Annotated in this window: 17 protein-coding genes and 1 other annotated feature; of the genes, 4 read left to right on the top strand and 13 right to left on the bottom strand. The window is 43.5% G+C overall.

Translation table 11 applies throughout. From position 1 onward, the window contains the following. Positions 1-11: 11 nt before the first annotated feature. The 3 genes from opp3C to QMA01_RS01435 form a co-directional block, all read right to left on the bottom strand. Positions 12-1,040 carry an oligopeptide ABC transporter permease gene (gene opp3C, locus QMA01_RS01445; protein WP_191713873.1) on the bottom strand — a complete coding sequence of 343 codons (1,029 nt, stop codon included), beginning with the start codon at positions 1,038-1,040 and terminating at the stop codon, positions 12-14. Beyond that, a complete protein-coding gene (gene opp3b, locus QMA01_RS01440) occupies positions 1,040-1,975 on the bottom strand; it encodes an oligopeptide ABC transporter permease (RefSeq protein ID WP_191713872.1) in 936 nt (311 codons plus the stop codon). The genes opp3C and opp3b overlap by 1 nt, the downstream gene beginning before the upstream one ends. 187 nt (positions 1,976-2,162) lie before the next feature. Further along, positions 2,163-3,866, bottom strand: coding sequence for a peptide ABC transporter substrate-binding protein (locus tag QMA01_RS01435; protein ID WP_191713871.1), 1,704 nt, complete (start codon positions 3,864-3,866; stop codon positions 2,163-2,165). Between the two features lie 242 nt (positions 3,867-4,108). Between QMA01_RS01435 and QMA01_RS01430 the strand changes: the two genes are divergently transcribed. Both QMA01_RS01430 and trpS read left to right on the top strand, forming a co-directional pair. Further along, complete coding sequence (locus QMA01_RS01430; RefSeq protein ID WP_191713870.1) at positions 4,109-4,450, top strand: DUF3899 domain-containing protein; 342 nt, start codon at positions 4,109-4,111, stop codon at positions 4,448-4,450. A 43-nt stretch (positions 4,451-4,493) separates the two neighbouring features. Further along, positions 4,494-4,705 (top strand) — a binding site (T-box leader). 44 nt (positions 4,706-4,749) lie between these two features. Then, positions 4,750-5,739 (top strand): tryptophan--tRNA ligase, encoded by a 990-nt coding sequence (trpS, locus tag QMA01_RS01425; protein ID WP_290214167.1) that lies wholly within the window; start codon positions 4,750-4,752, stop codon positions 5,737-5,739. 48 nt (positions 5,740-5,787) lie between these two features. Here the strand turns inward: trpS and opp4A are convergent, their stop codons facing one another. The 7 genes from opp4A to QMA01_RS01390 all read right to left on the bottom strand — a co-directional run bounded on the left by opp4A (position 5,788) and on the right by QMA01_RS01390 (position 14,335). Continuing rightward, a complete protein-coding gene (gene opp4A, locus QMA01_RS01420; RefSeq protein WP_290184425.1) occupies positions 5,788-7,608 on the bottom strand; it encodes an oligopeptide ABC transporter substrate-binding protein in 1,821 nt (606 codons plus the stop codon). 117 nt (positions 7,609-7,725) lie between these two features. Further along, complete coding sequence (locus QMA01_RS01415; RefSeq protein ID WP_191713867.1) at positions 7,726-8,637, bottom strand: ABC transporter permease; 912 nt, start codon at positions 8,635-8,637, stop codon at positions 7,726-7,728. Between the two features lie 26 nt (positions 8,638-8,663). Beyond that, entirely contained in the window at positions 8,664-9,626 is a 963-nt protein-coding gene (gene opp4B / locus QMA01_RS01410; RefSeq protein WP_191713866.1) for an oligopeptide ABC transporter permease, read from the bottom strand. 5 nt (positions 9,627-9,631) lie between these two features. Further along, complete coding sequence (locus QMA01_RS01405; RefSeq protein WP_225218322.1) at positions 9,632-10,567, bottom strand: ABC transporter ATP-binding protein; 936 nt, start codon at positions 10,565-10,567, stop codon at positions 9,632-9,634. Further along, positions 10,554-11,570, bottom strand: coding sequence for an ABC transporter ATP-binding protein (locus QMA01_RS01400; RefSeq protein WP_191713865.1), 1,017 nt, complete (start codon positions 11,568-11,570; stop codon positions 10,554-10,556). Before QMA01_RS01400 ends, QMA01_RS01405 begins: the two co-directional genes overlap by 14 nt. 563 nt (positions 11,571-12,133) lie before the next feature. Further along, on the bottom strand, positions 12,134-13,369 hold the full coding sequence (fabF, locus tag QMA01_RS01395) for a beta-ketoacyl-ACP synthase II (protein WP_191713864.1): 1,236 nt from the start codon (positions 13,367-13,369) through the stop codon (positions 12,134-12,136). Positions 13,370-13,396: 27 nt separating this feature from the next. Further along, a complete protein-coding gene (locus QMA01_RS01390) occupies positions 13,397-14,335 on the bottom strand; it encodes a beta-ketoacyl-ACP synthase III (protein ID WP_191713863.1) in 939 nt (312 codons plus the stop codon). Positions 14,336-14,522: 187 nt separating this feature from the next. Here QMA01_RS01390 and QMA01_RS01385 point away from each other — a divergent pair, with 187 nt between their 5' ends. Continuing rightward, a complete protein-coding gene (locus QMA01_RS01385; RefSeq protein ID WP_191713862.1) occupies positions 14,523-14,708 on the top strand; it encodes a DUF2929 family protein in 186 nt (61 codons plus the stop codon). 31 nt (positions 14,709-14,739) lie between these two features. On the opposite strand, the gene QMA01_RS01380 is transcribed toward QMA01_RS01385, so the two are convergent. The 3 genes from QMA01_RS01380 to QMA01_RS01370 form a co-directional block, all read right to left on the bottom strand. Then, entirely contained in the window at positions 14,740-16,881 is a 2,142-nt protein-coding gene (locus QMA01_RS01380) for an ATP-dependent Clp protease ATP-binding subunit (protein WP_290214166.1), read from the bottom strand. A 137-nt stretch (positions 16,882-17,018) separates the two neighbouring features. Next, the gene (locus QMA01_RS01375; RefSeq protein WP_191713860.1) at positions 17,019-17,327 is read right to left on the bottom strand and encodes a metal-sulfur cluster assembly factor; all 309 of its coding nucleotides are present in this window, start codon (positions 17,325-17,327) and stop codon (positions 17,019-17,021) included. Between the two features lie 67 nt (positions 17,328-17,394). Then, on the bottom strand, positions 17,395-18,159 hold the full coding sequence (locus QMA01_RS01370) for a prolyl oligopeptidase family serine peptidase (protein WP_191713859.1): 765 nt from the start codon (positions 18,157-18,159) through the stop codon (positions 17,395-17,397). Between the two features lie 159 nt (positions 18,160-18,318). On the opposite strand from QMA01_RS01370, the gene QMA01_RS01365 reads away from it, so the two are divergent. After that, positions 18,319-19,125, top strand: a complete 807-nt coding sequence (locus QMA01_RS01365; RefSeq protein WP_290184414.1) for a Cof-type HAD-IIB family hydrolase — start codon at positions 18,319-18,321, stop codon at positions 19,123-19,125. Positions 19,126-19,134 lie beyond the last annotated feature (9 nt).

Below are 19,134 nucleotides of genomic sequence, written 5' to 3'. Positions count from 1 at the left end.
AACTTTCCTCCTTAATCTTTCATCTTCGGATCGAGGGCATCTCGAAGTCCATCACCGATTAAGTTAAATGCAATCATGATCAAACTTAGCAAGATAGCTGGGAACGCTAAGATATGCGGTGCGAACTGAATTAACGCATAGCCATCGTTAATCAATGTTCCGAGTGAAGCATCCGGTGCCTGCAGCCCCAATCCAATAAAGCTCAAGAAAGCTTCAAAGAAAATAGCGCTTGGAATTGTAAACATGGTATTGATGATGATTACGCCTAATACGTTAGGCATCAAATGCTTCCAGATTATACGAGTGTCGCTGGCACCCAACGTGCGGGCGGCCAAAACGAATTCCTGGCTCTTGTACTTAAGCACCTGGCCACGGACAACTCGAGACATCCCTGTCCAACCGGTTATCGTCAGAGCGATGATGATGGCTAGTATTCCCGGATCCATGATTAGAATGAACAGGATAACCACAACAAGGTTTGGAATACCTGTTAAAATTTCAACGACCCGTTGCATGAAATCATCCACACGTCCGCCAAAGTAACCGGAAATCCCGCCGTAGATGACGCCGATCAACATATCAATCGCTGCTGCAACGAAAGCAATGAATAGGGATACTTGAGTCCCTTTCCAGACACGTGAGAACATATCACGGCCAAGTCCATCAGTTCCGAACCAGTAGTTGACTTCAACGTTTTTCATTTCATACAAATCGACTTCTTTGCCGCCTAAAGTTCCGACTCCATCAAGGATCCCCAATTTTTCAATGACTGGGATCTTTGGTGGCAAGTTAGCGTGAGTAATAGTTTGGGCATTTGGTGCATACGGGCTGATGACCGGCCCTAAAAACGCCATAATGACGATTAGACCAAATAACACAATGCTGAATAAAGCGCCTTTGTTTTTGCGGATACGGTACCAGGCATCTTGCCAGAAGCTGACACTCGGCTTTGTGATGCGTTCCGCTTGATGTGCATCTAATGTAATGCGTTCAAACGAGCCTTTCGGCAGTTCCGGAATTTTATCGATTTTTTGAGTCATTAACTTTTACCTCCTGAAAGACGGATACGAGGATCAATGACACCATAGAGAATATCGACCAGTAAAATGATGACAATCAAGAATACTGAGAAGAAGATAGTGGTTCCCATAATGATGGAGAAATCACTGACCATGATCGATTTAACGAATTGTTCCCCGATGCCCGGAATTGCGAAAATCTGTTCCACTACGAGTGATCCAGTAAGGATGGATACTGCCATTGGCCCAAGAACTGTAATCAATGGAATCAATGCGTTACGGAATGCATGCTTGAATGCGATTTCTGAACCGCTTGCGCCTTTGGCTTTCGCCAAGGTGATGTAATCCGAACCCAGTACTTCAATCATTTCAGTACGGATAAAACGTGCAGCTGTCGCAAGCGGGAACATGGCCAACGCGATGGATGGCAGAACGCTGGACATAAAGCCGTCTTTCCATAATGCAACCGGGAACAATTCCCATTTCAATCCGAACCAATATTGCAGTAAAGATGCAAAAACGAAGGACGGAATTGAAATACCAACAATAGCGATAAACGTACTGGTGTAATCCATCCATGTGTTTTGCCTTAAAGCGGCAACCATGCCCAATAGAATTCCAAGCACAGTTCCGATCAGCATACCTTGGAAACCAATTTGAGCTGAAGGACCCATACGGCTTAAAATAACATCTGTTACATCTGCGCCTTTAAATTGGTTAATGGAAATCCCTAAATCTCCTTGCACTAACCCGAACATGTAATCAAAATACTGAACCGGAAGAGGTTTGTCCAAGCCATATCTTGCCTCTACAACTGCTCTTTGATCTGGAGTTAATTTATCTGCGGAAGCGATTGGGGAACCTGGTAGTACATTCATCAAGAAGAACGTGAACGTAGCGATTAAAGCCAGAGTGATAACCATATAAATTAAACGTTTGCCAATATATTTACCCATTGTGCACCTCCAAAAATAAGTCTATTTGACAAGCTCTATGCATAATAAACAGAGTCTTGTTATATTCATGAGTTAGCAGAAAACCGTTAATTTTCGGTTAATTCCTTTACATTAGAAAAGAGAGTATATCGTCCTAACAATGCGATATACTCTCCTTCTATTTTGTTTTTACAGTAACGGGATTAAATTATTCTTTTCCAGAAATAGAAGCCCACTTATAGCTGTATTCCCCACCGAATGGGTGTTTGATGATACCGTTAACGTAAGGTTTTTGAAGAGCTTTTTCACCACGTTGGTAAATTGGTGCAATCGCTGCATCGTCTTCTAACAAGATTTTTTCAGCTTTAGCCATTGCTTCCCAACGCGCAGCTGGATCTTGTGCAAGTTCTGCTTTAGCAGATTCTACTAATTTATCAAATTCTTCGTTAGAATAAGACATCAAGTTGTGTGAAGATCCTGTTACGAACAAGTCAATGAAAGTCATTGGATCTTGGTAATCAGGGCCCCATCCAGATGTTTGGATGTCATAATCCTGTGCTTCGTCAAGTTCAAGACGAACTGCAAAAGGTACTGCTTTCAGATTAACTGTCAAACCTTCAAGATTTGTTTCAAGTTGATCTTTCAAATATGCATCCATGTTCTTAGCTGTTTCTGTATCGCCACCAAGCAATTCCAAAGTGACTTCAGTCAAGCCTTCTTCCTCTAAGCCTTTAGCCCAAAGTTTCTTAGCTTCTTCAGCGTTGAATTCAAGCATGTCTCCGTTTACTTCACGGAAATCTTTTTTGCTTTCATCAAAAGTGAATTCAGTTGGAACTAAGAAGTTTGCAGGAAGTGAACCATTCGCCAATACAACATCTGCTAGATCTTGTTTGTTGAAAGCTGTTGCAATTGCTTTACGGATATTTACGTTTTTAAGAGCTGTTGCTGCTCCTTCACGTTCTTGGTTAAATTTCAAGTAAAATACAGTTGGCTCCAAATCAGTTACTACTTCTTCGTTATCGCCATACTGCAATGCAAATTCTCCACTTAGGATTGCTTGGTCTTTTTCACCTGAGTTGTACAAGTTCACTGAAGTAGCAGGTTCTTTAACTACGTCAACATTGATTGTTTCAAGTTTAACTGTTTCAGCATCCCAGTACTCAGGATTTTTCTGCATTTTCCAAGTCAAGCCAGTGCCGTCCCAATCAGTAAGTGTGAATGGTCCGTTGAAAAGAAGGTTGTCAGAGTTAGACGCATATGCATCGCCTTTTTCAGTAACAAACGCTTCGTTTTGCGGGTAGAAAGTTCCGAATGCCATTAATGACATGAAATATGGAACCGGGCGTTCAAGTTTTACTTCAAGAGTTTTTTCATCAATAGCTTTAACGCCTAGTTCTGCTTTATCCATAGAACCTTCAGAAATTGCTGTAGCGTTAAGGATTGTTCCGCTCATCATGTATGGACCATAAGGAGATCCAGTTGCAGGATCAATCGCACGCTGCCAAGAGAACACGAAATCTTCAGCTGTTACAGGAGTACCATCTGACCAGTTAGCATCACGCAATTTAAACGTGTATGTCAAACCGTCTTCGCTTACTTCTGGCTCGCCTTCAGCCAATGCCGGAATAGCGATGTTTTCTTGATCTAAACGAAATAGTCCTTCGTTTACGTTATTCAAGATATTGAAAGCTACTGTGTCTTCAGCGATTGCCGAATCCATTGTTGGAATTTCTGCGCTTTCCATCAAGTTAAGTTCTTGTACTGAGTCTAAATCCCCAGCTGTCTCTGTACCTTCTTTTTCGTCTGTAGTTTCAGTCCCAGTGTCAGCGTTATCGCCGCCCCCACATGCTGCTAGAAAAGCACTTAGTACTAAAACTAGGCTTAGTAGCCAAAAAATCTTGCTGTTCTTCACTAAATTGACCCCCTCGAATTTTCTGAAAACTTGGTACACTGCTAATTATACATAATTTTTTTTTGTTGTACAGAACTTTTTTTGGAAATTTTTACACTCTTGTAACAATTGCGTTACATTAACATTACATAAAAGCGCCAGAATATTGGATTTGTAAGCGTTTTCGCCGTCTAAGATAAATAAAGAATTTTTGATTTTTTTTTTAATTTCTTCTACAATTGATAAGAATCGAGGTGCGAGTTTTGAAGAAAATAGGTTTCTCTTTAGTAATTATCCAAGTATTGATTTTCGTGACAATATTTTTCCGGGCAGAAAATCTTTCCTTGTTGTCCTATATCAACAACTCATTTATTTACGGTGGCGTTCTGCTGTTTTTCGGTTTGTGGGTTTTCGTCGTCCGTACAGGCGTATTTGATATATTCACCATCAGCATGAGAAAAGCTTTTAAGCTGAAATCCACACTGGATGATGATGAAATGCGTCCCCCATCCGAAGCATTGGGATTTTCCAGTTCTCTGCTGTTGACCACAGGTGCAGTCACTATGCTGATCATGGGAATTTGCCTGATGATTTACAGCTTCTAACATTGCACCTCAAATCGCTTATGTATTATAATAATAAGACATATATTGAGCGATGAAAAAGAAGAGTAAATGCAGTTCCTTCTATAAAGAGAGTCTGTGGTTGGTGGAAACAGATGGAGGATTGCATTGAATGGGCTTTTGAGCTGAACCGGTGAACGTGGAGTAGCCGGTTCCGTGTTCTTCACGTTATGAAGAAGAGTGGCCGGTGACGGCAACTAGGGTGGTACCGCGGAAAACACATCATTCGTCCCTTCTTTTAGGGGTGTGTGCTGTGTTTTTTACTTTGAGGAGGAATATTGATGAAGAAAATTTTTTCAGGCGTTCAGCCTACTGGTACGGTGACACTCGGAAATTACATAGGAGCGTTTAAGCAATTTACAGATTTGCAGGACGAGTATGATTGCATCTTCTGCATCGTCGACCAACATGCCATTACAATGCCCCAGGATCGTTTAGAGCTCCGGAATAACATTCGTGCTTTAGCAGCTCTCTATTTGGCTGTCGGAATCGATCCGGAAAAAGTCACTTTGTTTATCCAATCTGAAGTTCCTGCCCATGCACAAGCCGGATGGATGCTGCAATGCGTCTCCACTATCGGTGAACTTGAGCGCATGACCCAGTACAAAGACAAGTCCGCGAAAAACACGTCTGTTCTAGCAGGATTATTGACTTACCCACCATTGATGGCAGCCGATATTCTTTTGTATCAGACGGATATCGTCCCTGTCGGCGATGATCAAAAGCAGCATATCGAACTGACACGTGATTTGGCAGAACGCTTCAACCGCAAATACAACGACATCTTTACGATCCCTGATATTCGCGTGCCCAAGAACGGAGCACGCATCATGTCCTTGCAAGATCCGTCGAAAAAGATGAGCAAATCCGATACCAATAAAAAAGCCATCATTACTTTATTGGATGACCTGAAAACGATCGAGAAAAAAATCAAGAGCGCTGTCACGGATTCTGAAGGAGTAGTCAGCTACGATCCGATCAACAAGCCTGGTGTTGCGAACTTGTTGACTATTGAAGCTGCATTGACCGCAGAAAGCATTGATAGTCTGGTGGCTAAATATGAAGGTTCCGGCTACGGAGATTTTAAAGCTTCTGTTGCCAAAGCCGTCACTGAACATTTGGCACCGATCCAAGAACGCTACGCTGCGCTTCTCGGTTCTGAAGAGCTGGATGCGATACTCGATGCTGGTGCTGAAAAAGCCAATTATCTGGCAAATAAAACGTTGAAGAAAATGGAAAACGCTATGGGTCTTGGACGGAAAAGAAAATAAAATATACAAAAAGGAGCTGCGAATTCGCAGCTCCTTTTCCATGTTCTTTTATTCAGCTACTTCTGCTGATTCTGCGTTTACCGCAAGATCAGACAAGTACACTCCAGTGCCATCACCGATTGCATAGTTCATTACGCGTTTATTGACAGGAGCCAATAGTGCACGGTATAGCGTAGGGAATACCGGTACTTCGTCAACCATCAATTGCTGCCATTCGTTGTAAACTTCTTGGCGGTATGCTAGGTCAAATGCTTTTTCTGAACGGCCTTCTGCTAGAAGGCGATCATTTTCTTCATTTTCCCAACGGCCGAAGTTGTACAATGTGTCAGCGCCGTACAGACCTGAAGGATCTACGTCAATTCCAACTCCCCAAGCTGCTTGGTAAACATCTACGCTTGGATCATCTTCTCCGCCGTTACCTACACGATCGTAGAACGAGTTAAACTCAACCATTTCCAAATTCACGTTCAAACCAACAGCTTCCCAAGACTGAACATAGTATTGTGCCAAAGGCTCAGCTGTATCGCCGCCAGTCATAGAAACGAAATTGATTTCCAATGGGTTGCCTTCTGGATCTTCACGGAAACCGTCATCATCTGTATCAACATATCCAGCTTCTTCCAAAAGTTGTTTAGCGACTTCAGGATCGTATTCTCTGCCTTTATTGTTTTCATCATGGAATTCAGGATGGGATGGCGGAATCAATGTTGTAGCATTCCAACGCAAACCGTTATAGAATTTTTCGCCGACAGCTGCGTTATCCACTGCATGCCACATTGCTTGGCGAAGCTCTACATCGCCCATTTTCGATTCTGGGTCATACGCAACACGGTTGTTTTCAGCATCCCATGTTCCCTGCTTGAAGCCGATATACGTATAAGCACGATCAATTGTTCCCAAATACTCTACGTTCGACATTTCAGCGTTATCCGGGAATTGATCTACAGGGAAATCACTTACCAGGTCAACACCGCCAGTTTCCAATTCCTGAACGACTGTCGAACTGCTGATTACTTTAATTGTTACACCATCAAGTTTTGGTTCTCCGCGCCAGTAGTCTTCGTTTTTAGAAAGAGTCACAGACTCTCCAGGTACGATGCTGTCCACTTTGAATGGCCCAAAACCGATTGGCTTTTCACGCACTTCAGGTGAAGACGAGATATCAGCAACTGCCATGTCTCCGAAGATGTGCTTAGCCAATGGGTAAGTCCAGATACTTCCTGTTAATAGAGAAGGTGTTGATTCGATATACGTAATCGACAAGGTTTTTTCATCGATCACTTCAATGCCTGAAATTGTATCAGCTTTCCCGCTGTTATACTCTTCCATTCCTTCAATGTTGGTGAAATCAGTATTGTAGCGAGGGCCGTCATAATCAGGGTTACCGATTACTTCGTGCGCAAATAGCCAATCTTCTGCAGTTACAGGTTCGCCGTCATGCCAATTGACATTGTCGCCAATTTTGAAGGTAAATGTACGGCCATCTTCTGAAACTTCATATGTTGCAGCTCCATCATTGGTATACACATAGTTTTCATCCCATGTTAATAGACCTTCATCAAACCAGTTCAAAATTTCAGCATCCGGTGCACCGGAGTAGAAGTTCCAGTTCAATGTTCCTTCAAATACTGTATCCGACACCAAACCGAATGTAACGGTTCCGCCATCAATGGCTTCCCCTTCATTTGTTTTTACATTGTCGAAATCTTCAATTGAGTACATGCCGCCATTCTTCAGATCCTGTCCGCCGTCGGCTTCTTTTTCCCCGCCTTCTTCTTTAGACGTATCGTCTCCGGAACAAGCTGCCAAGACCATTACAAAAGACAACATCGGCAATGCTAAATATCTGGACCATTTGTTTTTCGCCATTCTCTGTTTCCTCCTCTTTTCTAATAACTAAAGGTATTTCTGACTGATGTTGTACTCGAATAGAGTTGTTTATTTCTGGTACTGAGAACCCTACTCCTCCTTTTCCCCCGCTTTTTGTCACCCTCTACGCTGTCGTGCGTCAGTAGCGCGTTTTAACGCTTGCCCGACATTATTTATGCTAAGCATCAAAACAAAAATCAGGATTGATGCAGGTAACCAAATCCACCATCGTAATTCCAGTGTTTGCGGATTTCTTGCATAACTGATCAAGGTCCCCAAACTCGGAGTCGATTCCGGGAAGCCGAACCCTAAAAAGGATAAGCCTGACTCGATTCCGATATTGCCTGCCAAATTCAACGTCATCGTAACAATGATGATCGAACTAAGATTCGGCAGGACCTGGAAAAACATGATTTTAAAATCGGATGTCCCTAATGTTTTAGAAGCTTTTACGTAATCCAGTTCTTTTTCCTGCAATGCTTTTGAACGGATCAATCGCGCAATTCCCATCCATAGGAAAGCTGTCATGATCAATGAAAAAGATACAATACTGTATCCTGGTACCGCTGTAACAAATGCGATAACGATCATCAAAATCGGCAAAACCATGAAGAAGTCAACAAAGCGCATGAAGATATTATCCACAGTACCGCCGTAATAACCAGAAATCAATCCTACCAATATGCCGATGATTCCAGTCAGTAATGTGACCAAAAATCCAATAGCTAATGAATTCCGTGTACCGATGATCAATTGCCCGAAAATATCGCGGCCGCCGTAATCCGTCCCCAGCCAATAAGTGGCCGATGGCGGCTCATATAGTGCAAAAAGATCTACTTTGATAATCTCAGACTGGTCCATAATGATCGAAGTGCCGAAGACGCCAGCAATGATCAAAAACAGGAACAAGAGAGAACCAAATGCAACTTTGTCCCGAATCAGCTCTCTTAGTAATATACTGAATCCAGATGGGCTTTTGCCAAGATCCACATCAGGGATTTGTGCTCCACTGTCTTTATCAATTCTCATATTTACACCTCTAAAATTGTCATTTATTATTTAATCCGTATGCGTGGATCAACCAAACTCAAGATGATATCGGATAGCAATGCCCCGATAATCGCTGCTAGTCCAAACAACAGGACAAGAGCTGTCATAACGCTGTAATCACGTAAACTGATTGAAGAAAGGAACAATTCACCCATTCCTGGATAGCCGAAAATATTCTCGATGAAAATGGTCCCGCCAATCAAGCCCGTGATTTCATAGCCGAAGAAGGCGGCAATCGGCAACAGGGAATTCCGCAAAATGTGGCGATTGTAGACCCGTGTCTCAGAATTGCCTTTTGCTCTGGCTGTTACGATAAAATCTTTTTGTTTTGTATCAATGATCTCACTTCTCAAATACTGGACTGTTGAAACAGTTGTAATTAATGCCATAGACAATGCCGGCAATAATAAATGATTCAGTTTGCTCAGGAAATATGCGAAGGTTCCCGGTTCAGTACCCGGTGTCACACTTCCGCTTGTCGGGAACCAGCCCAACTGGAATCCAAAAACAAACAGCATAACCAAGGCGAAAATAAATAATGGAGCTGCAAAGCCTATATACGTATATCCTGTGATGGCACGATCCAACCATGTGTCGTTAAAGCGGCCGCTGATGATTCCAAGTGGAATGGCAATCAAGTAAGTCAGGATCAATGTAGCCAATGACAGCCACAATGTATTGATCATGCGTTCGCCGATCAATTCAGATACTGGCATCTTAAAGCGGAATGACTGTCCGAAATCCCCTTGAAGCACACCTTTGATCCAGTCGATATACTGTACATACCATGGATTGTTCAATCCAAGACGTTCTCGCATCGCTTCGATGGTGGCAGGGTCGATATTGGGATCGATCAGTCCGGTTAATGCATCTCCAGGCATTGCTTGGGCCAAGATGAAGACCAAGACACTCAAGAGGATAATTTGCGGGATAGTTATAAGTGTTCTGCGTAAAATTAATTTCCACATACCATTCAACCTCTCTCAGGCAACGCTACTTGGTGGGTAGCTGAAATTGATTTTAAAGAGAAAGGCAAACCTTCTTCATCAAAAAAGTCTTTCTCCAACTTGTCGTACTCAGATTTCACCAGTTTGCGATTTTCGTAATGCATTTCCCGATTGCGCGGGTTGCTGTCCGGAATGGCCGCAATCAACCGTTTTGTATAAATGTGCTGCGGGTTGTTGAAAATTTCGTCAGATGTCCCATGTTCAACATATCGCCCTTTATACATGATGCCGATGTGATCGCACATGTGGCGGATAATCCCCAAATCATGGCTGATGAATAAATACGTCAAGTTCAATTCTTTTTGTATTTCACGCATGAAATTCAATACTTGCGCCTGGACGGAAACATCCAAGGCAGATACCGGTTCATCCGCAATGATCAATTTTGGATTGAGCGCTATTGCCCGGGCAATACCGATCCGCTGCCGCTGTCCTCCGGAGAATTCATGCGGGTATTTATAGATAGCTTCTGGACTGAGCCCAACTAATTCCATTAGCTCCTGAACACGGATCCGCTCTTCTTTAGCCGATAAGTTTTCATAGTTGCGCAGAGGTTCTGCCACAATATCCACTACTCTTTTTTTAGGGTTCAATGAGGAAAATGGATCTTGGAAAATCATCTGGATATCTTTTCGCACATCAATATACTCTTTCTTGTTGATCGTAGCCAAATCTCTTCCTTCAAACATGACCTTGCCTGAAGTGATATCGTTCAAACCGATAATCGCGCGTCCAGTTGTTGTCTTTCCTGATCCAGATTCGCCGACAAGCCCATAAGTTTGGCCCTGTTCAATAGAGAATGAAACACCATCTACTGCGCGAACATGATCTTTTACTGTCTGAAAGACTCCTCCACGTACGGGGAAATGAACTTTCAGGTTTTCAACTTCAATTAGCGACATAATTGCGCTCCTCCTCGGCTTGTTCTGGGAAGTAAAAGTCCTTGTAGCATGTGCAGCGCACAAAATGTCCAGGACTAATTTCATGGAGTTCCGGTGAAGCTTCGTGTGAAGATTCTTCGATCCAAGGAATTCTGGCAGCGAAACGGCAACCGGTTCTCGGCAGTTTCTGGAGCGATGGCACTACCCCTTGTATTACGTGAAGTTCTTCCTTCACGTCGTTCAATGTAGGTATTGAATTTAAAAGTGAACGGGTATACGGGTGCTGTGGATTTTCCATCAATGTATAAACATCCGCAATCTCCACAATTTGGCCCGCGTACATGACTGCTACCCGATCGGCCATTTCTGCTACGACACCCAAATCGTGTGTGATTAGGATAATGCCGGCATTGATGGTGTCTTTCAATTCTTTTATCAAATCAAGGATCTGTGACTGAATCGTCACGTCTAATGCAGTTGTCGGTTCATCTGCAATCAACAGTTCGGGCTGGTTGGAAATCGCCATAGCGATTACAATACGTTGGCGCATTCCGCCTGACAGTTCATGCGGATACTGGTGATATGTTTTTTCTGGACGGGGAATGCCCACTTGATTCAATAAATTGATGACCTGCTTTTTTCGCAGGCTCTTGGAACTTTTCGGGTTGTGCAGGAAAATTGCTTCATCGATTTGATCTCCCACCACCATAAGCGGATTCAGAGCTGAAAGTGCATCCTGAAAAATCATTCCCATATCTTTGCCGCGCAATTTTCTCATTTGGCTGGTGCTGGCCTTTACCAGGTTGATCCCTTTGTAATCAATATCTCCTTCGATTTTGGCTCTTGTATGAAGACCCATGATAGAAAAAGCAAAAGCACTTTTGCCGGATCCTGATTCACCTACGATCGCCAATACTTCGTTCTTTCTAACGGTCAACGATACATCATCAACTGCAGCGTAATAATCATCTTTAATTCTAAAAGACGTTTTTAAATTCTTGATATTCAACAAAACATCATTCACATTTATCCTCCTCAAAATGAATCCGTTCTATGGTTGTCTTCTTGCTGAACTGAGCGACTTAATACATGCAATGAAGTTTTCAATTTTCAGACATATCATCCTAAAAAAAATGTTAACACTTGCTGGGCTGTTTCCCCGGAACAGCATATCAACGTTAATGTTTTCTTCGGATAATGGTTTCTACCATTAATTTTATTACAATAAAATTACAAAAACAATGATTATTATTAATTTTATGAATTATTTCGTAATTCCGAATAGCAATTTCTCTTTAGAAAACCAGTCGTACCAACGTTTCGATAGAGATTAAATTATTGTGAATATCCACTCATTTTTTAACGAGAGAGAGCCTAGTAAATATTGTTCATATAATTTGTATTGTACATCCATATAATTAAACACTAATACTCTGTGTAAATAGAATAACACAAGCTAAACAATAATCGGAAAACTTTTTCAATTTTTATAAAAATATGTCATAACCCCCTTATTTCTACATGGAAAGCATAAAAACAGCTAGTTGCGTCAATAAAGCGCAACTAGCTGTTTCATTTAGATAGTAGTTAAATTTTCTTGAATACCAGTGAAGCGTTATGTCCACCAAAGCCTAATGAATTGCTCATAGCAAATTTCAAATCCGCTTTGCGGGCTTCATTTGGAACATAATCCAAATCGCATTGCTCGTCCGGTGTTTCGTAATTCGTTGTTGGGGGCATAATGCCTTCTTGAAGAGCCAACGCAGTGAAGATCGCTTCTACTCCACCTGCTGCACCAAGTAAATGGCCTGTCATAGATTTTGTAGAACTCATTCCTAATTTATAGGCATGCTCACCAAATACCGTTTTCACAGCCATGGTCTCGTACAAATCATTATATGGTGTACTTGTTCCATGCGCATTGATATAACCGACTTCCGTTGTTTCAACACCGGCATCTGCCAAAGCTTGTGCCATTGCACGGGCCGCTCCTTCTCCACCTTCAGCAGGAGCTGTAATATGGTGGGCATCGCCAGTCGAGCCGTACCCGACCACTTCCGCATAGATTTTGGCGCCACGTGCTTTTGCGTGTTCATATTCTTCAAGGATAACAATCCCTGCACCTTCACCGATAACGAAACCATCGCGGTTCTTATCGAATGGACGGGATGCTGTAGCTGCATCCGGATTGGTCGTCAATGCCGTATTGGCTGTAAAGCCGGCTACAGACAATTGCGTGATCGGTGCTTCAGCGCCACCCGAAATCATTACATCTGCGTCTCCGCGCTGGATGACTTTAAAAGCATCTCCAATTGAGTTGGTGCCGGACGCACAGGCAGTCACCGAGCAGGAGTTGATGGCTTTTGCGCCAAAGTAAATCGATACTTGCCCTGAAGCCATATCAGGAATAATCATTGGAATCAGGAACGGGCTGATGCGGCGGACGCCTCTTGTATTCAACACATTCATCTGGTTTTCAATGGTTTCCATTCCGCCGATGCCAGAACCGATCCAAACTCCCGTACGCAAAGCTGTATTGTCATCCAGTTCAAGGTCAGCATCTTTCATGGCCATAATGGAGGCTGCTAACGCATAATGCGTAAAACGGTCCATTTTCCGGGCATCTTTCTTTTCTACATAATCTTCCATTGAAAAACCTTCTACTTCAGCTGCCACTTTTGCTGAATACAAATCTGCATCCAATCTAGTTAAGGGACCGACACCGGATTTCCCGCTTTTTACAGCTTCCCAGGTTGTTTCGATGTTATTGCCTAAAGGTGTTACAGCACCAATTCCCGTAATGACTACACGGCGATTATCCATTCTATCTTCTTCCTTTCGCATAGCTGATTATTTGCCCCACTTCATTGCAATTGCTCCCCAAGTCAAGCCACCACCGAATCCTACCATGACGATGACATCGTCATCTTTGACACGGCCTTCTTCGATGTCTTCGACAAGAGAAATCGGAATTGAAGCTGCTGAAGTGTTGCCATACTTGTGAATCGTTTTTGACATTTTTTCAATTGGAAGCCCCAAGCGTTCTCGGGATGCTTCCATAATTCGAATATTCGCTTGATGCGGAATCAGAAAATCCACGTCCTCTTTCTGCAATCCCGCTTTTTCAATAACGTTTACAGCAGATTCACCCATCTGGCGAACTGCAAACTTGAATACTTCCCGGCCGTTCATCTGCAGATGATCTTCTTCATCTTGGAACAGGTGCTTCCCGCCAGACCCATCAGCCCCCAGTTCAAAGGACAGAATCCCTCTTCCTTCGGATACTTTCCCAATGATGGCGGCTCCCGCTCCGTCACCGAAAAGGACAGCCGTATTGCGGTCTTCCCAGTTGGTGATTTTTGATAATTTCTCGACGCCCACAACCAGAATATATTTATAAACATCATTATCGATGAATTGTTTTGCTGTGATAACTCCATACATAAAGCCGGCACATGCTGCTGAAATATCCATGGCTGCAGCATTGACAGCACCAATTTCCTGCTGGATGACACAAGACATCGATGGGAATGGCTGGTCCGGCGTTACGGTCGCCACTAGGATCAAACCAATTTCAGCAGGATCGATTCCAGCATCCTGAATCGCTTTTTGCGCAGCTTCACGAGCCATATGAGAAGTGTCCTGTTCCTCTCTCGCGATTCGGCGTTCTTCTATGCCTGTCATTGTTCGAATCCATTCGTCACTGGTATCCATCCGCTGCTCTAATTGAAAATTCGTCAATTTATCTTCAGGCAAGCATCTGCCCATACCGATTATGCCAGCATTCATTTCATATCCCTCATTTCACTTGTCATCATATATTAGTACCTGGTGTTAATAATACGTCATCTATCCTTTAATTTCAACTAACTGACATATTTCCGACAAAAAATCTTCAATCTCTCCAATCTTCCTTTCTGTCTGTCGGAGCTTGTGCTATGATTAATCTAGATATTCTATGTAGAGGTGAAACTAGATGCAATATATTGGAACGTTCTTATGGTCATTCTTATTGATTTCATTGGTCAACTATGTGGTAAGCGCAGTACAAAACGTACCGTTCGACTTCATGATCGGCGTTTACATTTCAGTCGGAGTTTCAATCATGATCTTCGTTATGTCAGCTGTCATTTCTAACGAACCAGCTCCTGAAAAGCATTAATAGAAAAAGAAGCGTAAACCGGTTAGCCGGTTTACGCTTCTTTTTTGTTGATGATGATTTGCTTATTGTCGCCCATAGTCAATTTCAACTCTGTATTTGCGACGATTCCACCTTTGATCAATTCACGGGCGATATTCGTTTCGATATTCCGCTGGATAAACCGTTTTAATGGCCGTGCCCCGAATACCGGATCGGTTCCAGCTTCGACGATATAGTCGATGACGGAATCATCCACTGTCAGCTTGATTTGCTGCTGACTGATGCGGGCTGCCAATTCAGCGATCATCTTCTTAGCAATTCCGTAGAAATGAGTGTTGTTGAGCGCATGGAAAATGACGATGTCATCAATGCGGTTCAACAGCTCCGGCTTGAAATGTCTGCGCAATTCGCTCATGACAATGTCTTCAATATCATGTTCATTGCTCGTATCGCTGATGTGGGCTGATCCGATATTGGAAGTCATGATCACCACCGTGTTCGAGAAGTTGACTAAGCGCCCTTGGCTGTCGGTTATGCGCCCGTCATCCAGAATCTGCAACAGGATATTGGCGACATCCGGGTGGGCTTTTTCAATTTCATCAAGCAACACGACAGAATAAGGGTTGCGGCGTACCGCTTCGGTCAACTGTCCACCCTCTTCATAGCCGATGTATCCTGGCGGAGCTCCGACCAAACGGGATACACTGTGTTTTTCCATATACTCGGACATGTCGATTCGGATAAAATGATCTTCCGAATCAAACAGATTTGCAGCAAGAGACTTGGCCAATTCGGTTTTACCGACACCGGTCGGACCTAGGAAAATAAATGAACCAATCGGTTTCTTCTCATCCTTGATGCCTGCCCGCGCTCTCCATACAGCTTCCGTCACCAGTTCAACTGCCTTATCTTGTCCGATGACACGTTCTTTTAAGGTCTCGCCTAAGCGAAGCAATTTTTCACGTTCACCTTCCACCAATTTGGTTACCGGGATTCCAGTCCATCTGGCGACAATGCCGGCAATTTCTTCTTCCGTCACTTCTTCACGCAACAACCGTTCTGCGCCGTCTTTTTCAAGGTTGGCTTCGAGCGCTACCAATTCCTTTTCCAGTTCCGGAATCTTGCCATGCTGCAGAACGGCTGCCGCATTTAAATCATAGCGGTTTTCCGCATCTTCCAGCTGGCGGCGGAACTGATCCAATTGTTCCCGCTTTTCCTGGATTTTCTTCAACGACTCTTTTTCTTCTGTCCACTGGTTTTTCATATCTGCAGAAGAATCGCGCAGCTCCATGATTTCTTTACGCAAAGTATCCAAGCGTGTTTTGCTGGCTGCATCGGTTTCTTTCATCAATGCCTGCTCTTCGATTTCAAGCTGCATAAGGCGGCGCGTCACTTCATCCAATTCCTGCGGCATGGAATCGATTTCCGTCCGGATCATCGCACAAGCCTCATCGATCAAATCAATGGCTTTGTCCGGCAAAAAGCGTTCAGTGATGTAACGATCCGACATAGCCGCCGCAGCTACAATGGCACGGTCATGTATCCGCACAGCATGGTGCAGTTCAAAACGTTCCTTTAAACCGCGCAAAATCGACACCGTATCTTCTACAGAAGGCTCTCTTACCATTACTTGCTGGAACCGGCGTTCCAAAGCCGGATCTTTTTCAATATGCATCCGGTATTCGTCCAATGTGGTCGCTCCGATGCAATATAATTCCCCTCGGGCAAGCATCGGTTTCAGCATATTTCCTGCATCCATCGCACCTTCAGTTTTACCCGCTCCGACGATGGTATGAATTTCATCAATAAACAGGATGATCTGTCCTTCACTGTCTTTGACCTGCTTTAAAACACCTTTCAACCGTTCCTCAAATTCCCCCCGGTACTTGGCTCCAGCAATCAATGCGCTCATATCAAGCTCATAGATGGTCCGGTTTTTCAACCCTTCCGGTACGTCATTTCGGACAATTCGCTGTGCCAATCCTTCAACGATCGCCGTTTTACCGACACCCGGTTCGCCGATCAATACCGGATTGTTTTTGGTTTTCCGCGACAGGATGCGGATGACATTACGGATTTCCTGGTCTCGTCCGATGACAGGATCCATTTTCCCTGATTGGGCTTGCTCCACCATATTGCGGCCAAACTGCTCCAACGGGGATTTTTGTTCTGTGTTATTTTGGAATTGAACCATAACAACCACACCTCTCAATTAGTTTGACTATCTTTGACTAATTAGATTATAGTCAAATTTTCAGGAATATGCAATTATTTTGGTCTTAAAAAAAGGCCGTTACGGAATAAAATCCGTAACGGCCTTTCAAGTATAGATTATCTGACGCCAAGCGCCATTTTCGCGTAACGCGACATATGTTCTTTGCCCCATACTGGCTGCCAGACGATTTTAACATCGACTTCTTCCACTTCAGGCAGCTCATATAATGCTTCTTTGACCATTTGAACGATTTGAGGTCCCATTGGGCAACCCATTGACGTTAATGTCATGGTAACCACTGCAAATCCGTCTTCTGTAACCATTACATCATATACAAGGCCCAAATTGACAATATCGACACCCAATTCAGGATCGATTACTGTTTCTAAGGCACCCATCATGCTGTCTTTCATATCTTGATCCATTCAGAATCCCTCCCTTTACTGTTAGTACCATCTTAACAAACTTTCACCGGAAATGAAATTCACACGCTTATTCCAGCAAATACTTAGCCAGCCAGTTTGTCGCTTCAAGCATGCCGGTCCGGCTCACTGCATGTCCCGCTTCGCGTTCACGCTTGAACTCGATCTTCTCAGGGATCGCTTCATATTGTTGTTTCAATTCTTTATACAAGCGATAGGTCGGTTCAAATGGAACCGTGACATCCTGTTCCCCATGCCAGAAATAAATCGGGCGTCCATTGAATTTCTCCAAATGGCGGCGGCTGTCAAAAATAGCTAAAGTCGACAGCATCTTTTCGCGTTCTTCTTCACTGATCGGCAACTGGAAACCTCTCTTTTCGTATTGGGCCATCTGTGCCTGTGCCAATTCCACATAGTTTCCGGCACCCATCATTACTGCGGCCGCTTTGATCCACGGATAGACCGTCATTGCGCCCAGTGTCGTAATGCCGCCCATTGACGTACCGCCTACTGCTGGTTCACCGGCCATCAATCCGCGTTTATGTAATTCGTCCCGCAGAAATGCCAATTCTTCAATTGATGTCAAAACGATTTCCCAAAATCGTAAGCTTATCTGGACTCCATCCAATCCTTCACTTCGTTCTCCGTGAAGATGGGAATCAGGTAAAATCACACGAATTCCTTTATCAGCCAATTGGTATGCATAATGCAGATTATGCTCTTTAGCACTCGTATGCCCATGAAAAAAAATAACGGTCGGCAACTCTTTTCCATCCTGATCCGGCGTTATGTTCAGCAATGGGATATGTCCCCAGACTTGTCGTTCAACTCTCATCTCAAATCACTTCCTTCATTAGTAATCCTACCAATCTTAACCTTATCCAGCAAATGTCAATCTACTTCCCAAAAAACCCTGTCGATTTTCTCAAGATTTTTTGACGAAACCCTCGTATTATCGCTACACTAGTAGTATAGAGAAAGGAGTCGGCAATTTATGAAGCAACATTTGATTGTTCTAGATTTAGATGGAACCTTATTAACCGATCAAAAAGTCATTTCACCCAAAACGAAACTGACTTTAAATAAAGCACTTGAAGCAGGGCATCAAGTTATGATTGCCACTGGACGTCCATACCGTTCAAGCGAACCGTATTACAAAGAATTGGGGTTGACGACACCAATCGTCAACTTCAATGGAGCTTTTGTGCATCATCCAGCCAATCAGTATTGGGGCATGCACCATAACCCGATCGGGCTCGACGTTGTCCATGAAGTGGTCGAATCCATGCACAACTATGAATTCCACAATATCGTCGCTGAAGTATTGGATGATGTCTATGTCCATCACCACGATGAAAAACTAATGGATATCTTCCGGTTCGGTGATCCGACCATCACCACGGGTGACTTGCGAAATTACTTAAAAACAGATCCAACTTCTATTCTGATTCATGCACCTTTTGAACGCGTACAGGAAATTCATGATCATCTCTCTTCTGTCCATGCGGAAGTCATCGATCATCGTCGCTGGGGAGCTCCTTGGCACGTCATTGAAATTGTCAAAAGCGGAATGAGCAAAGCTGTCGGACTTGACCGCGTCTCTAAATCGCTCGGGATTTCACGGGAAAACATCATTGCATTCGGCGACGAAGACAATGACCTGGAAATGATAGATTTTGCAGGCGTCGGAGTTGCAATGGGCAACGCCATTGATCCGTTGAAGAACATAGCTAACGAAATAACTTTAACCAATAATGAAGACGGCATCGCTGAATTGCTGATCGATCGATTGAAATTGTAAAAGAAAAGG

This window comes from Planococcus notacanthi (assembly GCF_030407825.1).
Taxonomy (GTDB): Bacteria; Bacillota; Bacilli; order Bacillales_A; family Planococcaceae; genus Planococcus; species Planococcus notacanthi.
Note: the sequence above shows the minus strand (reverse complement) of the source record. Positions and strands in the feature narration are given on the sequence as shown.